Annotated in this window: 21 protein-coding genes; 11 read left to right on the top strand and 10 right to left on the bottom strand. The window is 54.2% G+C overall.

The annotated features are described in order from the left end of the window. Window positions 1–10 precede the first annotated feature (10 nt). From BFV64_RS07745 to rmf, 5 genes are all read left to right on the top strand, one after another. Entirely contained in the window at window positions 11–1,918 is a 1,908-nt protein-coding gene (locus tag BFV64_RS07745; RefSeq protein WP_069601887.1) for an ABC transporter ATP-binding protein, read from the top strand. Window positions 1,919–1,931: 13 nt separating this feature from the next. After that, on the top strand, window positions 1,932–3,185 hold the full coding sequence (gene pqiA, locus BFV64_RS07750) for a membrane integrity-associated transporter subunit PqiA (protein ID WP_014883247.1): 1,254 nt from the start codon (window positions 1,932–1,934) through the stop codon (window positions 3,183–3,185). Window positions 3,186–3,189: 4 nt separating this feature from the next. Then, window positions 3,190–4,830, top strand: a complete 1,641-nt coding sequence (gene pqiB / locus BFV64_RS07755; RefSeq protein WP_069601888.1) for an intermembrane transport protein PqiB — start codon at window positions 3,190–3,192, stop codon at window positions 4,828–4,830. Continuing rightward, window positions 4,827–5,393, top strand: coding sequence for a membrane integrity-associated transporter subunit PqiC (pqiC, locus tag BFV64_RS07760; protein WP_069601889.1), 567 nt, complete (start codon window positions 4,827–4,829; stop codon window positions 5,391–5,393). The genes pqiB and pqiC overlap by 4 nt, the downstream gene beginning before the upstream one ends. Window positions 5,394–5,649: 256 nt before the next feature. Beyond that, a complete protein-coding gene (rmf, locus tag BFV64_RS07765; RefSeq protein WP_013097261.1) occupies window positions 5,650–5,817 on the top strand; it encodes a ribosome modulation factor in 168 nt (55 codons plus the stop codon). Between the two features lie 71 nt (window positions 5,818–5,888). Here rmf and fabA read toward each other — a convergent pair whose 3' ends face one another. Further along, entirely contained in the window at window positions 5,889–6,407 is a 519-nt protein-coding gene (fabA, locus tag BFV64_RS07770) for a bifunctional 3-hydroxydecanoyl-ACP dehydratase/trans-2-decenoyl-ACP isomerase (protein ID WP_000227926.1), read from the bottom strand. 68 nt (window positions 6,408–6,475) lie between these two features. After that, complete coding sequence (locus tag BFV64_RS07775) at window positions 6,476–8,236, bottom strand: AAA family ATPase (RefSeq protein ID WP_069601890.1); 1,761 nt, start codon at window positions 8,234–8,236, stop codon at window positions 6,476–6,478. A gap of 186 nt (window positions 8,237–8,422) precedes the next feature. On the opposite strand from BFV64_RS07775, the gene matP reads away from it, so the two are divergent. Further along, entirely contained in the window at window positions 8,423–8,875 is a 453-nt protein-coding gene (gene matP, locus BFV64_RS07780; RefSeq protein ID WP_023332611.1) for a macrodomain Ter protein MatP, read from the top strand. A 64-nt stretch (window positions 8,876–8,939) separates the two neighbouring features. Here matP and ompA read toward each other — a convergent pair whose 3' ends face one another. Both ompA and sulA read right to left on the bottom strand, forming a co-directional pair. Next, the gene (gene ompA / locus BFV64_RS07785) at window positions 8,940–9,995 is read right to left on the bottom strand and encodes a porin OmpA (RefSeq protein WP_014883252.1); all 1,056 of its coding nucleotides are present in this window, start codon (window positions 9,993–9,995) and stop codon (window positions 8,940–8,942) included. A gap of 355 nt (window positions 9,996–10,350) precedes the next feature. Then, on the bottom strand, window positions 10,351–10,860 hold the full coding sequence (gene sulA / locus BFV64_RS07790) for an SOS-induced cell division inhibitor SulA (protein ID WP_014883253.1): 510 nt from the start codon (window positions 10,858–10,860) through the stop codon (window positions 10,351–10,353). Between the two features lie 214 nt (window positions 10,861–11,074). On the opposite strand from sulA, the gene BFV64_RS07795 reads away from it, so the two are divergent. After that, window positions 11,075–11,704, top strand: a complete 630-nt coding sequence (locus BFV64_RS07795; protein WP_069601891.1) for a TfoX/Sxy family DNA transformation protein — start codon at window positions 11,075–11,077, stop codon at window positions 11,702–11,704. Here the strand turns inward: BFV64_RS07795 and yccS are convergent. Further along, window positions 11,661–13,823, bottom strand: coding sequence for a YccS family putative transporter (gene yccS, locus BFV64_RS07800; protein WP_023332614.1), 2,163 nt, complete (start codon window positions 13,821–13,823; stop codon window positions 11,661–11,663). The two genes, BFV64_RS07795 and yccS, sit on opposite strands and share 44 nt — an antisense overlap. A 19-nt stretch (window positions 13,824–13,842) precedes the next feature. Next, complete coding sequence (locus BFV64_RS07805) at window positions 13,843–14,289, bottom strand: YccF domain-containing protein (RefSeq protein WP_014883256.1); 447 nt, start codon at window positions 14,287–14,289, stop codon at window positions 13,843–13,845. 123 nt (window positions 14,290–14,412) lie between these two features. Between BFV64_RS07805 and helD the strand changes: the two genes are divergently transcribed. Then, complete coding sequence (gene helD / locus BFV64_RS07810; RefSeq protein ID WP_069601892.1) at window positions 14,413–16,467, top strand: DNA helicase IV; 2,055 nt, start codon at window positions 14,413–14,415, stop codon at window positions 16,465–16,467. 58 nt (window positions 16,468–16,525) lie between these two features. On the opposite strand, the gene mgsA is transcribed toward helD, so the two are convergent. Both mgsA and csgI read right to left on the bottom strand, forming a co-directional pair. Beyond that, window positions 16,526–16,984, bottom strand: a complete 459-nt coding sequence (gene mgsA, locus BFV64_RS07815; RefSeq protein ID WP_008499922.1) for a methylglyoxal synthase — start codon at window positions 16,982–16,984, stop codon at window positions 16,526–16,528. A gap of 80 nt (window positions 16,985–17,064) precedes the next feature. Next, on the bottom strand, window positions 17,065–17,727 hold the full coding sequence (csgI, locus tag BFV64_RS07820; RefSeq protein ID WP_023332617.1) for a curli synthesis inhibitor: 663 nt from the start codon (window positions 17,725–17,727) through the stop codon (window positions 17,065–17,067). Window positions 17,728–17,900: 173 nt separating this feature from the next. Between csgI and BFV64_RS07825 the strand changes: the two genes are divergently transcribed. Next, window positions 17,901–18,314, top strand: coding sequence for a CoA-binding protein (locus BFV64_RS07825; RefSeq protein ID WP_014883259.1), 414 nt, complete (start codon window positions 17,901–17,903; stop codon window positions 18,312–18,314). 36 nt (window positions 18,315–18,350) lie between these two features. On the opposite strand, the gene hspQ is transcribed toward BFV64_RS07825, so the two are convergent. Next, window positions 18,351–18,668 carry a heat shock protein HspQ gene (gene hspQ / locus BFV64_RS07830; protein ID WP_008499919.1) on the bottom strand — a complete coding sequence of 106 codons (318 nt, stop codon included), beginning with the start codon at window positions 18,666–18,668 and terminating at the stop codon, window positions 18,351–18,353. A 60-nt stretch (window positions 18,669–18,728) separates the two neighbouring features. Beyond that, window positions 18,729–19,919, bottom strand: coding sequence for a 23S rRNA (cytosine(1962)-C(5))-methyltransferase RlmI (gene rlmI, locus BFV64_RS07835; protein ID WP_045134648.1), 1,191 nt, complete (start codon window positions 19,917–19,919; stop codon window positions 18,729–18,731). A gap of 174 nt (window positions 19,920–20,093) precedes the next feature. Between rlmI and BFV64_RS07840 the strand changes: the two genes are divergently transcribed. Together BFV64_RS07840 and BFV64_RS07845 are read left to right on the top strand one after the other, a co-directional pair. Then, the gene (locus BFV64_RS07840) at window positions 20,094–20,651 is read left to right on the top strand and encodes a kinase inhibitor (RefSeq protein WP_032637048.1); all 558 of its coding nucleotides are present in this window, start codon (window positions 20,094–20,096) and stop codon (window positions 20,649–20,651) included. A gap of 70 nt (window positions 20,652–20,721) precedes the next feature. Next, window positions 20,722–21,450 (top strand): AraC family transcriptional regulator, encoded by a 729-nt coding sequence (locus tag BFV64_RS07845; protein WP_198923225.1) that lies wholly within the window; start codon window positions 20,722–20,724, stop codon window positions 21,448–21,450. Window position 21,451 lies beyond the last annotated feature (1 nt).

Here is a 21,451-nt window from a genome sequence, read left to right on the forward strand (position 1 = left end):
GGAATAATAAATGTCTTTAATTAGTATGCACGGCGCGTGGCTCTCTTTCAGTGACTCACCGCTTCTCGATAATGCAGAGCTGCATATCGAAGATAACGAACGCGTCTGTCTGGTGGGCCGTAACGGCGCGGGTAAATCCACGCTGATGAAAATCCTCAACCGCGAGCAGGGGCTGGATGACGGCCGCATCGTGTACGAGCAGGATCTGATTGTCTCCCGCCTCCAGCAGGACCCGCCGCGCCATGTCACCGGCAGCGTGTATGACTTCGTGGCGGAGGGGATCTCTGAGCAGGCGGAATACCTGAAGCGCTATCACGAGATTTCGCATCTGGTCATGACCGACCCGAGCGACAAGAATCTCAATGAGCTCGCAAAAGTGCAGGAGATGCTCGATCACCACGGCCTGTGGCAGCTTGAAAACCGCATTAATGAAGTGCTGGCACAGCTTGGTCTGGAAGCGGATATGGAGCTGTCTGCGCTCTCCGGCGGCTGGCTGCGTAAAGCGGCCCTGGGCCGCGCGCTGGTCAGCGGGCCGAAAGTGCTGCTGCTGGACGAACCGACGAACCACCTGGATATCGAAGCCATTGACTGGCTGGAAGGGTTCCTGAAAACCTTCAGCGGCACCATCATCTTTATCTCGCACGACCGTTCGTTTATTCGCAATATGGCGACCCGTATTGTCGATCTCGACCGCGGTAAGCTGGTCACTTATCCTGGCGATTACGATACCTATCTGCTGGAGAAAGAAGAAAACCTGCGCGTGGAAGAGCTGCAGAATGCTGAGTTTGACCGCAAACTGGCGCAGGAAGAGGTCTGGATCCGCCAGGGCATCAAAGCCCGCCGCACCCGTAACGAAGGCCGTGTGCGTGCCCTGAAAGCGATGCGCCGCGAGCGCAGCGAACGCCGCGAAGTGATGGGCAGCGCCAAAATGCAGGTTGAAGAGGCATCCCGCTCCGGCAAGATTGTCTTCGAAATGGAAAACGTTAACTATCAGGTTGACGGCAAAGTGCTGGTAAAAGATTTCTCTGCTCAGGTCCAGCGCGGCGACAAAATTGCGCTGATTGGCCCCAACGGCTGCGGCAAAACCACATTACTGAAGCTGATGCTGAGCCAGTTGCAGGCTGACAGCGGCCGTATTCACTGCGGCACCAAACTTGAAGTGGCCTACTTCGACCAGCACCGCGCGGAGCTGGATCCGGACCGCACGGTAATGGATAACCTCGCTGAAGGTAAGCAGGAGGTCATGGTAAACGGTAAGCCGCGCCATGTGCTGGGTTACCTGCAGGACTTCCTGTTCCATCCGAAACGTGCGATGACGCCGGTTCGCGCCCTGTCCGGCGGGGAACGTAACCGCCTGTTGCTGGCACGTCTGTTCCTGAAGCCAAGCAACCTGCTGATCCTCGATGAACCGACGAACGATCTGGATGTCGAAACGCTGGAATTGCTGGAAGAGCTGATCGACGGGTACCAGGGAACCGTGATGCTGGTCAGCCACGATCGTCAGTTCGTTGATAATACCGTGACCGAGTGCTGGATCTTCGAAGGGGAAGGGCGAATTGGACAGTATGTGGGCGGGTACCACGATGCAAAAGGGCAGCAGTCACAGTCTCTGGCACTAAAACAGTCAAAGTCCAAAATAAGTGCTGAACCTGCTGTAACAAAAGCAGAAACAGTCAAGAAAAGCTCGGCTAAACTAAGCTATAACCTGCAGCGCGAACTGGAGGGGCTTCCTCAGCGTCTGGAAGAGCTGGAGGCGGCGCTTGAAGATCTTCAGGCACAGGTTGCTGATGCCTCATTCTTTACCCAGTCGCATGACTATACTCAGAAAGTACTGGCTGAACTGTCCGCGGCTGAAAAAGCCCTGGAAGAAGCATTTGAGCGCTGGGAGTACCTTGAGTCTCTGAAGAACGGCGCATAAACAGGGATAACATATGTGTGACCAGCACCATGCCGACAGGCATATATTATGCTCGCAATGCGATATGCTCGTGGCGTTGCCAGAGCTTGGTCACGGACATAAAGCCCTGTGTCCTCGTTGCGGCGCAACGCTGACGACCGAGTGGGACGCGCCAAGGCAGCGTCCCACTGCTTACGCACTAGCGGCATTATTTATGCTGCTGCTCTCCAATCTCTTCCCCTTCATCTATATGAAGGTGGGGGGGATGACAAGCCAGGTGGATCTGCTTGAAATCCCGGGCGTGATGTTCTCGGAAGATTACGCCAGCCTCGGCACCTTTTTTCTGTTGTTTGTCCAGATAGTCCCGGCGTTTTGCCTGGTGGTCATTCTTCTGCTGGTCAACCGCGTCAGGATGCCGACATCACTGAAAATCCGGCTCGCGCGTGTCCTTTTCCAGCTCAAAAGCTGGGGGATGGCCGAGATCTTTCTGGCCGGGATACTGGTCAGTTTCGTGAAGCTGATGGCGTATGGCGATGTGGGGATTGGCAGTAGCTTTGTTCCCTGGTGCCTGTATTGCGTCCTGCAGCTGCGCGCCTTCCAGTGCGTGGACAGGCGCTGGGCGTGGGACGATATCGCCCCGGCACCGACGCTTGCACAGACGGTGAAGGTCGGTGTGCCGGGTATCCGCCAGGGGCTGCGTTCCTGTCCGTGCTGTACCGCCGTGCTGCCCGCCGATCTCGACGTGTGTCCGCGCTGCGAAACGAAAGGCCACGTCCGTCGCAAGAACAGCCTGCAGTGGACAATGGCGCTGCTGGTGACATCCGTCATGCTGTATCTGCCCGCCAATATTCTGCCGATTATGATCACCGACCTGCTTGGCGACAAAATGCCCTCGACGATCCTCGCGGGGGTGATCCTGCTCTGGGGCGAAGGATCTTATCCGGTCGCCGGCGTGATTTTCATCGCCAGTATTATGGTACCCACCCTAAAAATGATCGCCATTGCCTGGCTCTGTTGGGATGCAAAAGGTCACGGAAAGCGCGACAGCGAACGCATGCACCTGATTTATGAGGTGGTCGAGTTTGTTGGTCGCTGGTCAATGATCGACGTGTTTGTGATTGCCGTTCTTTCTGCGCTGGTGCGGATGGGCGGTTTGATGAGTATTTATCCCGCGATGGGGGCTTTAATGTTTGCGCTGGTCGTGATTATGACCATGTTTGCGGCCATGACCTTCGACCCTCGTTTATCGTGGGATCGTGAGCCTGAATCAAGCCATGAGGAAGAGTAAGAGCATGGAAAATAAGAGTGGAGAGGCGAAAGTGCAGAAGGTCAAAAACTGGTCGCCGGTGTGGATTTTCCCCATCGTGACGGCGCTGATCGGTGCCTGGATCCTGTTTTATCATTACAGCCATCAGGGACCGGAAGTGACGCTGATTACCACCAATGCCGAGGGGATTGAGGGCGGTAAAACGACCATCAAAAGCCGCAGCGTGGATGTGGGCGTGGTGGAAAGTGCAACCCTGACCGACGATTTAACCCATGTGGAGATCAAGGCGCGCCTGAATGCCGGCATGGAAAAACTGCTGCATGGCGATTCTGTTTTCTGGGTGGTTAAACCGCAGGTGGGGCGCGAAGGGATCAGCGGCTTAGGAACGTTGCTGTCAGGTGCCTATATTGAACTCCAGCCGGGTACAAAAGGTAACCAGCCGGGGCAATATCAGCTTCTGGATTCACCGCCGCTTGCTCCGCCGGATGCAAAAGGTATCCGCGTGATTTTAGACAGTAAAAAAGCGGGCCAGCTCACGGCGGGCGATCCGGTGTTGTTCCGCGGTTATCGCGTGGGTTCGGTTGAGAAAAGCACGTTTGACCCTCAGAAAAGATCCATCAGCTATCAGCTGTTCATTAATGCACCTAACGATCGTCTGGTCACCAGTAATGTCCGTTTCTGGAAAGACAGCGGCATCGCGGTTGATCTGACCTCGGCGGGCATGCGTGTTGAAATGGGCTCCCTGACAACGCTGTTTGGCGGTGGCGTAAGTTTTGACGTGCCGGAAGGTCTGGATCTGGGGCAGCCGGTTGCGGAGAACACGGCTTTCCGCCTGTTTGACGATCAAAAAAGCATTCAGGAAGCGCTCTACACCGATCACGTTGACTTCCTGATGTTCTTTAAAGACTCCGTTCGTGGCCTGCAGCCGGGAGCGCCGGTTGAGTTCCGCGGCATTCGTCTCGGTACGGTTGGGCAAGTACCGTTCTTTGTGCCTGGTCTGCAGCAGGTCCTGGATGATGATTACCGCATTCCGGTACTGATTCGTATCGAACCAGAACGTCTGATCAACCAGATTGGCGAGAACCAGGATATTGCCACGCATATCTCTCAACTGATGGAACGTGGTCTGCGCGGGTCGTTGAAGACCGGCAACCTGGTGACGGGTGCGCTGTATGTGGATATGGATTTCTATCCAAAAGCGCCGCCGATTACCGGCATTCGTGAATTCGGTGGCTATAAAATCATCCCAACCGTGAGCAGCGGACTGGCTCAGATCCAGCAGCGTCTGATGGAAACGCTGGATAAGATTAACAATCTGCCGCTGAACCCAATGATTGAAGCCGCGACAGGTTCGTTACATCAAAGCCAGGCGACGATGCAACGCCTGCAAACCACGCTGGATAACATCAATAAGCTCACCGCAAGCCAGAGCATGCAGCAGTTGCCGCAGGATATGCAGAAAACGCTGCGCGAGCTGAACCGCAGTATGCAGGGCTTCCAGCCAGGCTCGGCGGCGTATAACAAGATGGTGGCAGATATGCAGCGTCTTGATCAGGTCTTGCGCGAACTGCAGCCGGTTCTGAAAACGCTCAACGAGAAGAGCAACGCGCTGGTGTTTGAAGCGAAAGATAAAAAGGATCCTGAGCCGAAGAGGGCGAAACAATGAAAAAATGGCTAGCGATTGCAGGAGCGATGGTCCTTACGGCCTGTAGCTCAGGAAGTGAAACGAAAAGCTACTATCAGCTACCGCTGATGGCGCAGGCAGGTACCCAGAGTACCGCTTCGCAAGGCAACCGTCTGCTGTGGGTTGAGCAAGTTGCCGTGCCGGACTATCTGGCCGGCAACGGGGTGGTCTACCAGACCAGCGATGTACAGTACACCATTGCCAACAATAACCTGTGGGCCAGCCCGCTGGATCAGCAGTTGCGCAATACGCTGGTGGCAAATCTGAGCAGCCAGCTTCCGGGCTGGGTTGTCGCTTCCCAGCCACTGGGTAGCGATCAGGATACGCTGAACGTCACGGTAACGGGCTTCCATGGTCGGTATGACGGTGCCGTTATCATCAGCGGAGAGTGGCTGCTGAATCATCAGGGACAGCTGATTAAACGTCCTTTCCATCTGGAACTGAAGCAGCAGAAAGATGGCTATGATGAAATGGTGAAAGTCCTTGCTCAGGGTTGGGCGCAGGAGTCAGCCAGTATCGCCAGGGAGATTTCCCGGCTGCCATAAGTAAAATTCATCATCAAAAACCGCAATTGGCCTGTCGCTGATTGCGGTTTTTTTTTCGTTTTGGCTTCAGGTTGTTACTTGTGCCGGGTCACACTTTTTGTACAAATGATCTTCTGGCTAGCTCACAAATATGACACCCGTATGAATTTTGAACATTGACGCTGCAATGAATTCGGGGTATTCGTTATCTGTGCCTGTGCATTGAGTGCAGACACTGTTTTCTTTCCACCAGACAAAAGAATGAGGGAAACGAGGCATGAAGAGACAGAAACGAGATCGCCTGGAACGGGCTCATCAACGTGGTTATCAGGCCGGCATCGCTGGACGTTCTAAAGAAATGTGTCCTTATCAGACGATAAATCAAAGGTCACAATGGCTTGGAGGCTGGCGAGAAGCCATCGGCGACAGGGCACTCATTGCCTGATAACGTCTCTTTAAAAAAAGAAACCTCCGCACTGCGGAGGTTTCGCCTTTCTGGGAGGGCCTAACGCAACATCAGAATGCGGAAGTGTCCTGGAACAGGCCTACTTTCAGGTCGTTCGCGGTATAGATCAGACGACCATCTACCAGCACTTCGCCATCCGCCAGGCCCATAATCAGGCGACGGTTAACAATGCGCTTGAAGTGAATACGATAGGTCACTTTCTTCGCTGTAGGCAGAACCTGGCCGGTGAATTTCACTTCGCCCACGCCCAGTGCGCGGCCTTTGCCTTCACCACCCAGCCAGCCCAGATAGAAGCCAACCAGCTGCCACATGGCATCCAGGCCCAGGCAGCCAGGCATTACCGGATCGCCAATGAAGTGGCAACCGAAGAACCACAGGTCCGGGTTGATATCGAGTTCTGCTTCTACGTAACCCTTATCGAAGTTGCCGCCGGTTTCGGTCATTTTCACGACACGGTCCATCATCAGCATGTTCGGGGCCGGTAACTGTGGGCCTTTCGCGCCAAACAGTTCACCGCGACCAGAGGCAAGAAGATCTTCTTTTGTATAGGATTCGCGTTTATCTACCATGTTCTCAGTAAGCCTTATTTTAGTGAAGGACGCAGGATAGCTAACACGTGTACGCTGAACAAGTCCGATCAGTTTGAATTAAACCAGCCCAGCCAGCGTAACGGCCATGGATAACGGTGGCGAGCATCCTGCTGTGTCGCCTGAGCAATTCGCTCCTGGATGGTCTGCATCAGGGTCGTCTGCCCCTCGCCATCCCATACCAGGTTTGTCAGTAAGGGTAGTGCATCCTCAATCCCTTCGATGGCCCAGATGGCGAATTGTTCCTGCTCAACCGCGTCCAGAATAGCCTGGCTAAGGCTTAAATGGCGTACATTGGGTGCTGGAATAATCACACCCTGTTTGCCGTTTAAACCACGCTGCTGACAGATAGAGAAGAAGCCTTCAATTTTTTCGTTCAGACCGCCAACAGGCTGAGCACGACCGAACTGATCGACCGAACCGGTGATAGCGAGGTTCTGGTTGATCGGCACGTCTGCCAGGGCGCTGATTAAGGCGCAGAGCTCCGCCATAGAGGCGCTATCGCCATCCACTTCGCTATAGGATTGTTCAAACGTCAGCGAGGCGGAGAAGGGGATTTGCTGCTCAAGCTGCAGCTCAGACATCAAAAACGCCTGCATGATCATCATGCCTTTGGCGTGAATGTTACCGCCCAGCTCGGCTTTGCGTTCAATATCGGTGAACTCGCCATCGCCAACATGCACCACACAGCTGATGCGTGAGGGTTCCCCGAACGCGCGCGGGTGGCCAGGGAATTCAATCACTGACAGGGCGTTAATCTGGCCGACGCGTTCACCTTCGGTCTCGACCAGAATTTGTTCCAGCAGAATTTCATCCTGCATGCGGTCAGCAAGATAGCCTTCGCGCCACTCACGCTGCGCCAGCATCTGCATGAGCTGTTCGCCAGTAAACGCACCTTTACCGCTGATCGTACCCACTTCACGCAGCTGCTTGCCTATCCAGAGTGGACTGAGCGGCAGGGTTTCCTGGTCACCGGTATAACGAACCGCTTCGCGGATCAAACCCGGCCACGCGTCAGCGGCAGGCATTGGCAATGCAAAGCGTTCCGCAACGGCCAGCACCCACTGACACCACTGCGCCATGTCATCAGCATCGGCTACCTGGATGTTGTCTTCGTATTCGCTGTAAACCGCCAGCTCAGCCAGTTCCGGCTCCATTTCCTGGAAGTCAGCCAGCGATTCACGATCGCCCGTCAGCACGACGGTCAGCGACAGCGGCATTGACGGCACGGAGACCGGCAGAGGACGAGACTCATCGTAACCGACCCAGTCAAAGCGTTGCTGGGTCACAATCGTTTTCAGGCGCATCCACAGCAGCGGCTGCGAGAGCAGGGTGCGCAGAGAGATGATCAGCACGCCGCCGTTTGCGCGATGTACCAGACCCGGTTGCAGTGAAAGCTCACCGTTGAACTGACGCAGACAGCCAAAGAGTTGTTCAGCCTCGACCCAGTTAGCGGTAATGACTTCACCTGTCGCTGCAAAACGGTCATCGGCCTGGTCCGCCGGTTCGAAGGCGATCTTATCTCCCGCGATACGATACTGGCCGCCAAAGACCGCGTTCGCTTCCGGGCGCAACTGGCGCATAGCGTCCCCGAGAAGCGTCAGATATTCCGCCTCTTCGGGGGCTTTCAGCAGCATGAAGGGCGATGTCTCCCATGGGCTTAACGCCTGCTCAAGCGCATAATGCAAACGGGGTTGCGTATCGCTAAGGATGAATGGATGTTCTGTTGCGAGTTCGGGCTGTGAAAACAGGTCCTGATAGCTCTCGGTATCCGGAACAAGGTCACGCCATGCAAGTTTCGTAATCGTCAAAGTTGATGTTTTTTAGTCAGATGTAAAAGCGTGGAGTATACCGTAAGCGGGGGGATCTACCCAAGCAGGATTGGGTATTTCGACAGCGGGAATGGCTGCATTGACTCACAGGATATGATTTCTTTTCAGCAGATTGCCAAAAAACTGATATTCTGAACAGAGTTACGTGGTAACACTGAGATCGCAATGAAATATCAACAACTGGAAAATCTCGAAAGCGGCTGGAAATGGAAGTACCTGGTCAAAAAGCACCGTGAAGGGGAGCTGATCACCTGCTACATCGAAGCCAGCGCTGCACAAGAAGCCGTGGATATTTTGCTGACCCTCGAGAATGAACCGGTACAGGTTAACGGCTGGATTGAGAAACACATCAATCCCGCGTTGTTAAACCGGATGAAGCAAACGATCCGCGCGCGACGCAAACGGCATTTTAATGCTGAGCATCAGCACACGCGTAAAAAATCAATCGATCTGGAGTTCGTGGTCTGGCAGCGTCTGGCTGGGCTAGCGCAACGGCGTGGTAAAACGCTGTCGGAAACCATCGTGCAGTTGATTGAGGATGCCGAACATAAAGAGAAGTATGCTAACCAAATGTCGTCGCTAAAAAACGACCTTCAGGCGTTGCTGGGCAAAAAGTAGATTTGTGTTTTTCTTCAGACAATAAAAAACCCCGCATTGCGGGGTTTTTTTATAAGACGATAACTTATGCCGCTGGCTGAGTTACAACGTCTTTAACGCCTTTAACTTCGATCTCTACGCGACGATCTGGAGCCAGGCAGTCGATCAGTGCAGCGCGAGCTTTCACGTTGTCACAGGTGTTGCCAGTAACTGGGTTAGATTCGCCCATACCACGTGGGGAGATCTTGTTAGCTGGGATACCTTTAGAGATCAGGTAATCAACAACAGACTGAGCACGTTTCTCAGACAGTTTCTGGTTGTAAGCGTCAGAACCGATACGGTCGGTGAAGCCCAGAACCACTACGGAACCGTCTTTAGGATCCAGGTTGCTCAGCTGGGTGTACAGCTGATCCAGTGCCTGCTGGCCTTCTGGTTTCAGAGTCGCTTTGTTGAAGTTGAACAGAACGTCAGACTTCAGAGTGAAGTGCTTGGTCTGTACTTCTGGAGCTGGAGCCGGCGCTGGAGCAACAACTGGTGCTGCATCTTCCTGCTGGCCGAAACGGTAGGAAACACCTACGCTCAGCATGCCGTTGTCTGGACGAACGCCAACGGTAGCACCGTCGCCAATGTTGTTAACCCACTGGTATTCCAGACGGGTAGCGATGTCACGGGTCATAGCCCACTCAACGCCACCAGCGAATACTGGGGAAACACCGGTGTCATGGTCGTCGCCAGCGATGCTGTTGCTGGAGTCAGCGCGCCATACCATACCACCCAGACGGGTGTACACGTCCAGATCGTCAGTTACTGGGTAACCCAGTTTAGCGGTCAGCTGTACGCCTTGAGCTTTAAAAGCGCCATTAACGTTGTCGCCTTTGTATGGCATACGACCTAACCAGTCGTAACCCATTTCAAAACCAACATACGGGTTAACCTGATAGCCACCGAACGCACCTGCACCAAGCTGGCTCTCGTGAGTAGGGCCATCATTGTTCAGGCTGCTGTTGTACCAGCCGGTGTCGTGGAACTGAGACCAGCCCAGTTTACCACCTGCATACCAGGTATTATCTTTCGGAGCGGCCTGCGCTACGGTAGCGAAGCCAGCCAGTGCCACTGCAATCGCGATAGCTGTCTTTTTCATTTTTTGCGCCTCGTTATCATCCAAAATTCGCCATGAATGTCTCAAGTAGAGAATCACGGTTAAATCCTTCACCGGGGGGCGTGGTCAAATATAAATCTACCGATATCTTCGGCTTAGGCCGAGCACCCCTGGCGATGTAAAGTCTACAACGTAGCTGAAAACTTACAAGTGTGAAGTCTGTCAGGCATATGAAAAAAAAAGTTCCGTATACCTATTATTTAACATTTTTAGAACGAATTTTGTGCAGTAAAATTAAGGAGAACCGCTCCAGACGCGCCTTGCCGCAATTTTGACGCCGGGAACTAAATCCGTATCTTGCGGTCAAAAAAAATTCCAGGAAAAATCTTAATTTCGCTCAATGATACAAATTTGAGTGAATTTTTAGCCCAGAAAGTTGTCCTCTGCGATAAGAATCTGGACGAACCGGGCGCATGATGAACCCGATCGCATTCCCTTCTTCAGCCGCTTCAGTCAGACGAAAATGTTCCTCTTCCGTCAGTTCTTCGGGTAACCAGCCGATCACCACGCTGTAATTTCCAGTGCGCAACGCGCGAACCATAGACTCAACGGTATCGCAGGGAGAGAGTTGGTTAATCTGCATCACCTTAGCCAGCGGCAGGCCTGCGGACTGAACCCATTCACGGCTCAATTTTTGCTGTGGCGTCAGCCAGAGCTGCCAGCGCGATTGCTGACCAAGCTGCTGTAATAAAGGCAGTAGCAGGAGTTGGGTCAACAGAGGCTGGTCTTCACGATAAACCACTTCACTAATAAGCCCCGTCGAAACACCCCCAACGGTGTTGTGCGCGACAGTGCCCGCGGTAGAGGAGAGAGAAGTTGAGCGATTTGCATAGCCTGAAGTGTACATATTCATTCCAGCCCTGTAGTTACTGTATGGATATACAGTAACCCCTGTATGCATAAAGATCAACCTCATTTTCGGAAAGCGACTCGCAAAATTCGTTCAATGTTGATGCCCCTCGAAAAATCATCTTGCTCAACGGCGCTAAGTTGCCTATTTTCCTGCTAACGGATCCGCTAGTAAGAAATTTCGCTGTTACCTTATGATTTAGAAGAGAAATATCACGAAAAAGATATCTTATGAACGGATTTATCAATCCCAGGAATACCTCTCACCGCTAGGAGAAATTCATCATCGCGCACTGTTCGGTGGCTATACCCTGGCGATAGATGACGCGGTTTTTGCCATGGTGTCAGATGGCGAGCTGTACCTTCGCGCCTGTGAAGAAAGCGCGAAATACTGTGTAAAAAATGCCGCCTCTTTTTTGACGTTAATGAAACGAGGCCGCCCGGTACTTCTCAACTATTACCGTGTCGATGATGGACTGTGGCAAGACAGGGAACGGCTGCTTCAGCTCTCCTCTTTCGCGCTCAATGCGGCGAGGAAAGAGCGCTGTCAGCGCCATCAACGAAACCGGCTTAAAGATCTGCCAAACCTGACCTTTCAGCTTGAGGTATTACTTTTTGAAGCTGGCATTACTAACGAAGAGACGCTGCGGGCACTGGGTGCCAGGGAGTGCTGGTTAAAGATGCGGGCTAAAAATAGGGCACTCGGTATTAAAGTGCTCTTCGCCCTTGAGGGGGCTATTGAGGGTTTGCATGAGGCGGCACTCCCGGCAGGCACTCGCCGGGAGTTGACGGAGTGGTTTAATGCGCTGCCTGAGCCACAGAAGAATCACTCCTCCAGGTAGCGATTTGCTGTTGTAACCGGCAAATTTCTGGCAGCAGAGCGATAAGCAGGCCAATCTGCTGTAGCACCAGCGGCGCTTTGCTGTCGTTTCCTGGCTCAAGACGCGCGATACGTTGAGTCAGTTCATCCAGCGACTGTCTCACTTTCGGTTCATCGGCTGGCCGGTGATGCAGTGCATCATCGACGTAGCAGACCGCGTCATCCAGCAGGTTGAGTATGCCCGGGTTGACCAGTTTCTCGCGGTGTGCACCCAGCGTGGAAATATAGCTGGTGAAGGTATGGTTGAGGCAGAGCAACCGGAAAGCCGTCTCACGCATCTCGGCCGTGGCACGAGGCTCCGTTGACATGTTAGAGACAACCGAAGCCAGTTCAGCATCACTGTTGTGCGCATCGCGGCGGGCTATCCGATAAGCCAGACGGTTATCGCGTCCCTGGTGGTACTGCTCAAGGATGGCATCCAGGTATCGGCAGTTGGCGTTCAATGCCCTGTCTAACACACGCGGTAAATTACGGAAACGCCAGTCCGGCCAGATAAAGCTCACCGCTGCCCAGGCAATCGCACAGCCGATCAGGGTATCGAGCACGCGAGGCAGGGCGACCTCGAACCCTTCACCTAGCAGGTTAAAGCAGAGCAGCACCAGCAGCGTGATGAACATGGTGGCATGAGCGTACTGCACGTTGCGAAACGCGAAAAACAACACGCCGGTAATCACAATCAGCACCAGCTGCCCTTCAACAGAAGGCACGAAGTACAGCACGGGAAGTCCAATCGCGACACCGACCAGCGTACCGATAATACGCAGCGCAAGGCGGTGCCGGGTGGCGTTATAGTTTGGCTGGCAGACAAACAGGCTGGTCAGCAGGATCCAGTAGCCATGCTGCAAACCGGTTATCTGGATAAAGGCATAACCGACGCATAGCACCAGAGACATTCTCACCGCGTGGCGAAAGAGCGCCGACTCTGGCGTAAAGTTGCGGCTCAGCCGTAGCCACATATCGCTAAAGCTATGCACGCTGTCATCAGCCAGCTGATTTTCCACATCATTACCCGGTTGCGCCATCGCCTGTTCGGATTCGATGGTCGCCAGCTGAGCATCTATAGCCCGCAGGTTGTTGAGCAGAAAACCCAGCGCTTTGATATGTTCCGGTGATGTTCCGCTGGCCTGAACGCGATCGAGCGCCGCATCAAGATGGCTAAACACGCGTTCGAAACGGGGGTCATGCTGATAGGGCGTGCGCAGCAGAATGGATCGCGAGAGCTGCTGGCAGGCCAGGGACTGCATGGACAGCAGGCGCTGGAAGCGGAACATCACGTCGCTGTAGCGAAACTTTTCACGCAGGGCGGCATACTGAACATGCGAGGAACTGGCGCGTTCATGAATGTCCTGGGCGGCAAAATAGTAGTGTAAGGTTCTTCGCGTTCCACGCTGACCGCGATCGCCGCGCAGACGGGTAAGCAGCGAGGCTTTCGTCTGGTTAAGGGTAGTGACCAGCTGACCGTTTGCCAGCGCCAGATCGTAAAGCGGCGCCTGGCTTTCTTCTTCAATATCCGGGTCAAACAGCCGGGATTTCAGTTCCAGATAATGGGCCAACTGCTCAAAGCTACGGGCAAGGTTATCCTGCAGCGGGCGAACCGGGAAGATAAGATGGCCGGTTAACGTCAGCAGGTTATACCAGATGGCGCCCAGCAACAGCAGTAGAGGTTGCTGGTACCACTGGTCGTAAAGTGATACGCCCAGCATGGTATAGATGGCGATCAGTAAGGCGCCGAAGGCGATGGTGGCGTAGCGCTGCCCCAGTCCACCCAGCAAAATAAACCCGCTGGTCGAAAGCGTCAGGCCCAGCGCAAACAGCCACGGCCAGGGGAAGAGCAACTCAACGGATGCTGACGCAATAAAAAAGCAGACGAGCGTAATCACCAGATTACGCAAACGACCGGCCAGGCGATCGTCCAGATCCGCAAGCGCCCCGGCCACCACCCCCAGCGTGAGCGGGATGGTGAGTTTGACGTCATTCAACCACCACGGCAGGGCTACCGTGCCGCAAAGCGCGATAAAAATCCTGACGTTGTAAAGCCAGGAACTGTTCCAGGTATAACGGCGAAGCAGTGGGCTTAGCATAAACGCGGCCAGTCCTTATTTACTGAAAACGACGGCGTGCGTTCGCTTCACGCGCCGCCTGGGCCACTTCAACCGGAACAACTCTGCGCCCGACGGGCCAAAGGGCGATGGCGGCGATCTTAAAGTTTGCGAGCCCTACCGGAATCCCAATAATTGAGATGCACTGTGCAATACCGGCAAAAATATGCATGATGCATAGCCACCAGCCAAAGAAAATCAGCCACAGAATGTTCAGCAGGGTTCCCCCCGTGTTCATCAGGGCGTTCTTACTTTCCGGATTCAGTTCGTCAACGTGGATGGCTTCGTTACCGTAGGGGATTAACGAGAGTTTGGTGATTTCCCAGCAGGAGCGGGTCAGGGGGAGTGTGAAAATCAGGACGATGCTCACCAGTGTGGCAAAAAGCCAGGAAAGGGTGGTGGCAAAACCGCCCAGCACAAAATTCAACACATTCAGAACGGTACGCATAAACCCTCACTTCCTTTCGATAAAATTAACGCCCAATGATTGTAACGTTTTTTTAGGCTGGAGCACCTTAAAACTGGCAGTTAAACTGTCAGGTAAATTATCTCTTCGTGGATTTGGCGGGACATGGAACTGAAAGCAACTTCATTAGGCAAACGCCTGGCGCAACACCCCTATGACAGCGTTGTTTTGCTCAACGCCGGGGTGAAAGTCTCCGGAGAACGCCACGAATACCTTATTCCGTTTAATCAGCTTCTGGCCATCCACTGCAAGCGTGGGCTGGTATGGGGTGAGCTGGAGTTTGTTCTGCCAGACGATAAAGTCGTGCGTCTTCACGGCACCGAGTGGGCGGAAACCCAGCGTTTTCATCACCACCTGAACGCCCGCTGGCAGCAGTGGAGTCACGACATGAGCGTGATTGCCGCCCAGGTTCTGCACCAGGTGCTGGACGAGATCGCCCAGAGCAACGCGCAACAAACGTGGTTGACCCGCCAGCAGACTGCCGGGCTGCAGCAAAAGATTCGCCAGGCTCTCTCGGCCCTGCCGATTGCCGTAACGCGTCTTGATGAGTTCGACAACTGTCGCGACGCCTGGCGTCAGTGTCAGGCCTGGCTGAACGATAGGGATAAGAGTCGGCTGGCGCATAACCAGGCCTGGACAGATGCCATGCTGGCCCAGTACGCCGACTTTTTCAGTACGGTGGAATCTTCGCCGCTCAACCCTGCGCAGGCTCGCGCGGTGGTCAATGGCGAGCAGTCGCTGCTGGTGCTCGCGGGGGCAGGAAGCGGCAAAACGTCGGTACTGGTGGCGCGTGCAGGCTGGCTTCTGACGACCGGCGAAGCGGTTGCCGATCAGATTCTGCTGCTGGCTTTTGGCCGTAAGGCTGCTGAGGAGATGGACGAACGCATTCAGCAGCGTCTGCATACCCGGGACATTACTGCCAGAACCTTCCATGCCCTTGCGCTGCATATCATTCAGCAGGGCAGTAAAAAAGTGCCTTCCGTCAGTAAACTGGAAAATGACACGCAGGCGCGCCAGGCGCTGTTTATCAAAACGTGGCGTCAGCAGTGCAGTGAGAAAAAAGCGCAGGCGAAAGGGTGGCGTCAGTGGCTGGAAGAGGAGCTCAACTGGGCAGTGCCGGAAGGCAGTTTCTGGCAGGATGATAAACTGGCGCGTCGGCTGGGATCGCGTCTTGACCGTTGGGTCAGCCTGATGCGGATGCACGGTGGCTCACAGGCAGAAATGATTGAAGGTGCGCCAGAGGGGATCCGCGATCTATTTTCGAAGCGGGTCAAACTGATGGCACCGCTCTTAAAAGCCTGGAAAGCCGCGTTGAAGGCGGAAAATGCCGTCGATTTTTCCGGTTTGAGCCATCAGGCGATCGTCATTCTTGAGAAAGGACGTTTTGTCAGTCCGTGGAAACATATTCTGGTGGATGAGTTTCAGGATATCTCACCCCAGCGCGCAGCACTGCTCTGTGCGCTACGGGCGCAAAATAAACATACCTCGCTGTTTGCGGTGGGGGATGACTGGCAGGCCATCTATCGCTTCAGCGGCGCACAGCTTTCACTCACGACCGCGTTCCACCACTATTTTGGTGAAGGGGATCGCAGCGATCTGGACACCACGTATCGCTTCAACTCCCGGATTGGTGAAATCGCCAACCGTTTTATCCAGCAAAACCCGCATCAGCTGACCAAGCCGCTTAACAGCCTGCGGCCTGGGGATAAAAAAGCCGTCACCCTGCTGGCGGATGACCAGCTGGAACCGCTGCTGGACAAGCTCAGCGGCTATGCGAAGCCCGATGAGCGTATCCTGGTGCTGGCGCGTTATCATCACCTTAAACCCGCAGCGCTGGAAAAAGCCGCTACCCGCTGGCCGAAACTGCAGCTTGAATTTATGACCATTCACGCCAGCAAAGGGCAGCAGGCCGATTATGTGATTGTGATGGGGCTGAAAGAGGGCAGCGACGGTTTCCCGGCTCCGGCCCGTGAATCGGTGATGGAACAGGTCCTACTGCCGGTGCCGGAAGATTTCCCGGATGCCGAAGAGCGACGTTTGCTTTATGTGGCAATGACGCGCGCACGTCACCGCGTCTGGCTGCTGTTCAATAAAGCGGAGCCATCCGTGTTTGTCGATATTCTGAAGAGTATTGATGTGCCGGTAGCGAGAAAGCCGTAACGACGACGAGCAAGGATGGGTAGGCCGGGTAAGGCGAAGCCGCCACCCGGCAAAAAAGCTACTTCAGTCTCTCAGAAAGATAACGCTGATAGTCCGGAATCAGGATATCAACTGGCGAATTGAACTGCGGTGATTCGATGATGAAATCCGCCGTCGAGAGGTTTGTCGCCACCGGAATATTCCACACCGTCGCCAGACGCAGCAGGGCTTTAACATCGGGATCGTGCGGAACCGCGTTCAGCGGATCCCAGAAGAAGATCAGCACGTCAATCTTCCCTTCGGAAATCTGCGCGCCGACCTGCTGATCGCCGCCCATCGGGCCGCTCAGCATCGCATTGACCTCCAGACCCGTTTCGCGCTGGATCAGGTTTCCGGTGGTGCCGGTCGCTGAAAGGGCATGCTTTTCCAGCAAAGACTGATGGCGGCGCACCCAGTTAAGCAGCATTTGTTTACAGTGATCGTGCGCCACCAGTGCAATGTGTTTGCGTTCAGGCAGCGTGCGTGTTGTCAGTTCCATAATCATATCCATCAGGTTAACTGACTACACGATGACGGGAAGCGCCTGACGCTGCAAGCGTCAGGCGAAAAAAATGTGGCTTAGGATGAAGGTTGTTGCTTTGCCCACTGTAAAAATCGGGCCCGCGTGTCGGGATCGGCCTGCTGGAACCAGAATTTCAGGCGCTGTTCCGTCAGCGTCTGGGACTGAGGCGGGATAACATCCAGTTCTGATACGCCGGAAAGCAGCGTACTGTCGTCGGCCATCAGGGTGGCAAACTGCGGAAGGGAGGCGCGTTTACCGGCTTTGTTATAAACCTGCGTAGCCGCCTCGTAATCCGGGCCTTTCGGGGACGTGGTTAATGCCAGAATATCCAGCTTCACCGGGATCGGCATCGCATCGCCGTCCAGCAGTTCAATGCGCGGCGAGGCGTCAAAGGCCGCCGATTCCTTTTCTGTTTCAAGGCGAGGCAGGGTAATGTTCACCTGACTGATTTGCCGGGTATTAAAGCTGATAATCAGCGGCGGAGAGATGTACAGTCGTTGCTCATGGTTAGCCAGGCCGATCGATTTTTCTACCCGAAAGACCAGTTGATGGGGGCCGTTATCTAATTCGATGCTGTCAGCACCGCGTAATAATGAGCTGGACACTTTTTTTCCGTCCAGTACCAGAAGATCAATGTCGCCAGAGAGCCGAAGCGTGGTAGCAAATACGCAAACCGGCATCACTAACGCAATCAGAGCCGTGGCAATACCGGTTTTCATAGGAGGCTCCCGTCAGACATACTGTCGCCGCATTAATGTATCTAAATTTTTCGATAATCACGTTTACTAACATATAGACATATTTTGCCGTTTTGCCCTCATGCATCTGTATGGGATGGATGGTTGAGATGTGCGCTTTGGCGTACACTTTTAAAAAAGCCAGGAGAAAAACCATGAAAGAGAATGATGTTGCTGAGATTTTGACATCCACGCGGACCATTGCGCTGGTGGGCGCGAGCGATAAACCCGATCGTCCCAGCTATCGGGTGATGAAGTACCTTCTCGATCAGGGTTATCACGTCATCCCGGTCTCGCCAAAAGTGGCGGGGAAAACGTTGCTGGGCCAGCAAGGGTATGCGACGCTCGCTGACGTACCCGAAAAAATTGATATGGTCGATGTCTTCCGTAATTCCGAGGCCGCATGGGGCGTAGCGCAGGATGCTATTGCCGTCGGGGCGAAAACCCTGTGGATGCAGTTGGGTGTGATTAACGAGCAGGCGGCCGTGCTGGCGCGTGAAGCGGGTCTGAAGGTGGTCATGGACCGATGCCCGGCGATTGAGATCCCCCGTCTGGGGCTGGCGAAATAATAAAAAAAAGCCCGTTATCGGGCTTTTTTTACACACTTAGTTCCGCAGGCGCGGAGCCTGTAGCTGTTTACGGATGGTCTGAGCAAGTTCATCCATCGTAGGTTGCTCCGGATGCTCTTCCTGCAACTCACTACTCAGCTGCGCTTCGGCAAGGTAGGTATGAACGGGTTGTCCGTCGTCACCTTCCATCACCACATGGTACCAGGGCGCAGCGCGAAGCTCGGCGTTAACCGCCAGCTCGTCTGCTGACGGTTCATCAAGGGAATACTCCGGGTCGATATCGACGACCACACCCAAATACCCTAGCAAAGTGTGGCGAACCTGCTGGCCGATACCGAATTTGCTGGCAATCATAGTCACCTCCCGGGAAATACGACTTACACGTTATGTGTGGTCAATATTTCTCTTTTCAAGTTACATGACGCGACAGGCAAACCCTTTCAGATACAGCCCTTCCGGGTAGGTAGCAATCACGGGATGATCGGCTGCCTGACGGAACTGCTCTATAAATTGTACATCACGACCAGCATCTATTGCGGCATCGGCGATGATTTTCTGAAATAAATCTGTGGTCATCAGACCGGAGCAGGAGAACGTCAGCAGAACGCCACCCGGGTTCAGCAGCTGGATGGCCAGCATGTTGATATCTTTGTACCCGCGGCAGGCGCCCATCAGCTGGCTTTTATTCTCCACAAACTTAGGGGGATCCATCACGATAACGTCGAACTTCTCGCCCTGATCGCGATATTTACGCAGCAGCTTGAAAACGTCGTCGCGTACAAACTCCGCTTTGCTCAAATCCAGCTTGTTTAGCTCGACGTTTTGTTTTGCCACGTCAAGCGCTTCCTGTGACGTATCCACGCTGACGACCTGCGCACAGCCACCCATCAGCGCCGAAACGGCAAAACCGCCGGTATAGGAGAAGCAGTTAAGTACGCGCTTGTCGGCGACGTACTGGCGTGTCGCCAGACGGCTGTCGCGCTGGTCAAGGTAATAGCCCGTTTTGTGACCGCCCTGAATATCCACCAGCAGCTTCATGCCATGTTCTTCAATGGGCAGCAGGGCTGGCGGCAGTTCGCCCGTTACTGGCCCCTGAGTCAGCTCCATGCCCTCTTTTTTGCGCACTGCCACATCGCTGCGGTCGTAAATGGCACACTGCGGGAACAGCGTTTGCAGCGCGCTAATCAGCGCGGCACGCTGGTATTCCGCTCCGGCGCTCAGGAGTTGCAGCACCAGGAAGTTGCCGAAGCGATCGATGGTCACACCCGGCAGGCCGTCGGACTCACCGGCGATCAGACGATAGCTGTCCAGACCGTCACGCTTTGCCAGCCACTCACGCCACTGCTGCGCCTGCTGCAGGCGGCGAATGAAGAAGTCGATATCAATGGTTTCATCTTTGTCGAAGGTCCAGACGCGAGCGCGGATCTGGGACGCAGGCGAGTATGCGCCTCGCGCTAACCATTTCCCCTGATGGTCCACGATATCAATGGTTTCACCGAGGCTGGCTTTGCCTTCCATGCGGGCAACTGCGCCAGAAAAAACCCAGGGATGACGGCGCAGTAAGGATTTCTCGCGCCCTTTGGCTAACACTAAACGTACACTCATAATTTGCTGTTCTGTCGATTTCAGGGAAATGGCGCGTAGATTATCACATTCAGCAAGTCGCAATCATCTGTGGATGCCTTTGAGCGTTTCGGCACAAAATCAAATCGCTTAAGCACATTACGGTATGGCCGCGTGCCTTACATTGGGGCTTCCCGTTCAGCAAAGGACTCCCCCATGAAAAAGCGCAATGTAATAGTAACAACCGCTCTGGCGGCGATAAGTTTTCAGGTTTTAGCGGCAACGCCTTTCAGTATCACCAGTCAGGATATCTCCAGGGAGCACCGTTTAGCGCAACAGCAGGTGTTCAACGGTTTTGGCTGCCACGGTGATAACCAGTCTCCGCAGCTTGCATGGAAACATCCGCCAGCCGGTACGAAAAGTTTTGCCATCACGGTATATGACCCCGATGCCCCCACCGGCAGTGGCTGGTGGCACTGGACAGTCGCCAATATTCCTGCGAAAACAATGGCACTGCCCGCGGGCGCGGGTAACCCAAAGAGTGAGAAATTACCCGCTGGCGCGGTGCAGGGGCGTAATGACTTCGGTTATTCTGGATTTGGCGGCGCATGTCCACCTGAGGGAGACAAACCGCACCGTTACCAGATTACCGTCTGGGCGCTGAACGTGGACACACTGCCCCTTGATAACAATGCCAGCGGCGCGCTGGTCGGTTATATGATAAACAGTCACGTTCTCGGAAAAACGCAGTTAACCGCAACGTACAGCAGATAAGGATGACCCGGTGCAGGAGTTTTACCTTCAACATAAACAGCTGACGGCGGGCGAAGTCAGTGCCAGCAAAATGCATCGCCTGCACCAGGTTAAACTTTTTTTTCCAGCCATTTGTCACATTACTCACGGCAGTAAGGTCATTGTTCAGGATGACAAGCGCCTGGTGGCAACGAGGGATGCGCTGATTATTATCCCGGCCAATACGTCAATGGAGATTATTAATCAGCCTGCGAACGGCATGTTTCGATCGGACTTGCTGATGTTGTCGCCAGAAATCCTGGCCGAGTTTAAAGCGCATTACCTGAAATCCTGGCCGGGCACGACGTTACATTCCCTTTGTGTCCCGTTGAGCGAGGGGCTGGCGTTTATGTGGGATAACCTGCTGCACGCCGTGCGTCAGGATTTACCGGAGGCGTTACAAAAACATCAGGCCTTCGGTCTTTTGCTGGCATTGCTGCATGAAGGCGTGGCAGGTCCGCTGCTTATTGAGCGAAGCAGTAACCTGACTGAGCAGGTGCGGCAGTTCATCATGCTATCGCCGGCCAGATCCTGGACTGCGCAGGATATCGCAAGCCGTCTGGCCTTAAGCGTGCCGACGCTGCGCAGAAAGTTGCGTGAAGAGTCGCAGAGTTTTCGCCAGATCGTGGAAGAGGTGAGAATGGCCGTTGCGCTGTCACAGCTGCAATCGACCCGATTACCCATTGGCGAAATCGCATTACAATGTGGGTATCTTTCCAGTTCTCGTTTCACCGCCCGCTTTCGGCAGCACTACGGCTGTTTGCCGAAAACGCTACGTTAAG

This window comes from Enterobacter kobei, from assembly GCF_001729765.1.
Lineage (GTDB): Bacteria > Pseudomonadota > Gammaproteobacteria > Enterobacterales > Enterobacteriaceae > Enterobacter > Enterobacter kobei.

Bases quoted from the DNA above. Each gene is read 5' to 3' on its own strand.
- BFV64_RS07745 (WP_069601887.1), top strand. From the start codon at position 11: ATGTCTTTAATTAGTATGCACGGCGCGTGGCTCTCTTTCAGTGACTCA.
- pqiA (WP_014883247.1), top strand. From the start codon at position 1,932: ATGTGTGACCAGCACCATGCCGACAGGCATATATTATGCTCGCAATGC.
- pqiB (WP_069601888.1), top strand. From the start codon at position 3,190: ATGGAAAATAAGAGTGGAGAGGCGAAAGTGCAGAAGGTCAAAAACTGG.
- pqiC (WP_069601889.1), top strand. From the start codon at position 4,827: ATGAAAAAATGGCTAGCGATTGCAGGAGCGATGGTCCTTACGGCCTGT.
- rmf (WP_013097261.1), top strand. From the start codon at position 5,650: ATGAAGAGACAGAAACGAGATCGCCTGGAACGGGCTCATCAACGTGGT.
- fabA (WP_000227926.1), bottom strand. From the start codon at position 6,407: ATGGTAGATAAACGCGAATCCTATACAAAAGAAGATCTTCTTGCCTCT.
- matP (WP_023332611.1), top strand. From the start codon at position 8,423: ATGAAATATCAACAACTGGAAAATCTCGAAAGCGGCTGGAAATGGAAG.
- ompA (WP_014883252.1), bottom strand. From the start codon at position 9,995: ATGAAAAAGACAGCTATCGCGATTGCAGTGGCACTGGCTGGCTTCGCT.
- sulA (WP_014883253.1), bottom strand. From the start codon at position 10,860: ATGTACACTTCAGGCTATGCAAATCGCTCAACTTCTCTCTCCTCTACC.
- yccS (WP_023332614.1), bottom strand. From the start codon at position 13,823: ATGCTAAGCCCACTGCTTCGCCGTTATACCTGGAACAGTTCCTGGCTT.
- BFV64_RS07805 (WP_014883256.1), bottom strand. From the start codon at position 14,289: ATGCGTACCGTTCTGAATGTGTTGAATTTTGTGCTGGGCGGTTTTGCC.
- helD (WP_069601892.1), top strand. From the start codon at position 14,413: ATGGAACTGAAAGCAACTTCATTAGGCAAACGCCTGGCGCAACACCCC.
- mgsA (WP_008499922.1), bottom strand. From the start codon at position 16,984: ATGGAACTGACAACACGCACGCTGCCTGAACGCAAACACATTGCACTG.
- csgI (WP_023332617.1), bottom strand. From the start codon at position 17,727: ATGAAAACCGGTATTGCCACGGCTCTGATTGCGTTAGTGATGCCGGTT.
- BFV64_RS07825 (WP_014883259.1), top strand. From the start codon at position 17,901: ATGAAAGAGAATGATGTTGCTGAGATTTTGACATCCACGCGGACCATT.
- hspQ (WP_008499919.1), bottom strand. From the start codon at position 18,668: ATGATTGCCAGCAAATTCGGTATCGGCCAGCAGGTTCGCCACACTTTG.
- rlmI (WP_045134648.1), bottom strand. From the start codon at position 19,919: ATGAGTGTACGTTTAGTGTTAGCCAAAGGGCGCGAGAAATCCTTACTG.
- BFV64_RS07840 (WP_032637048.1), top strand. From the start codon at position 20,094: ATGAAAAAGCGCAATGTAATAGTAACAACCGCTCTGGCGGCGATAAGT.
- BFV64_RS07845 (WP_198923225.1), top strand. From the start codon at position 20,722: ATGCATCGCCTGCACCAGGTTAAACTTTTTTTTCCAGCCATTTGTCAC.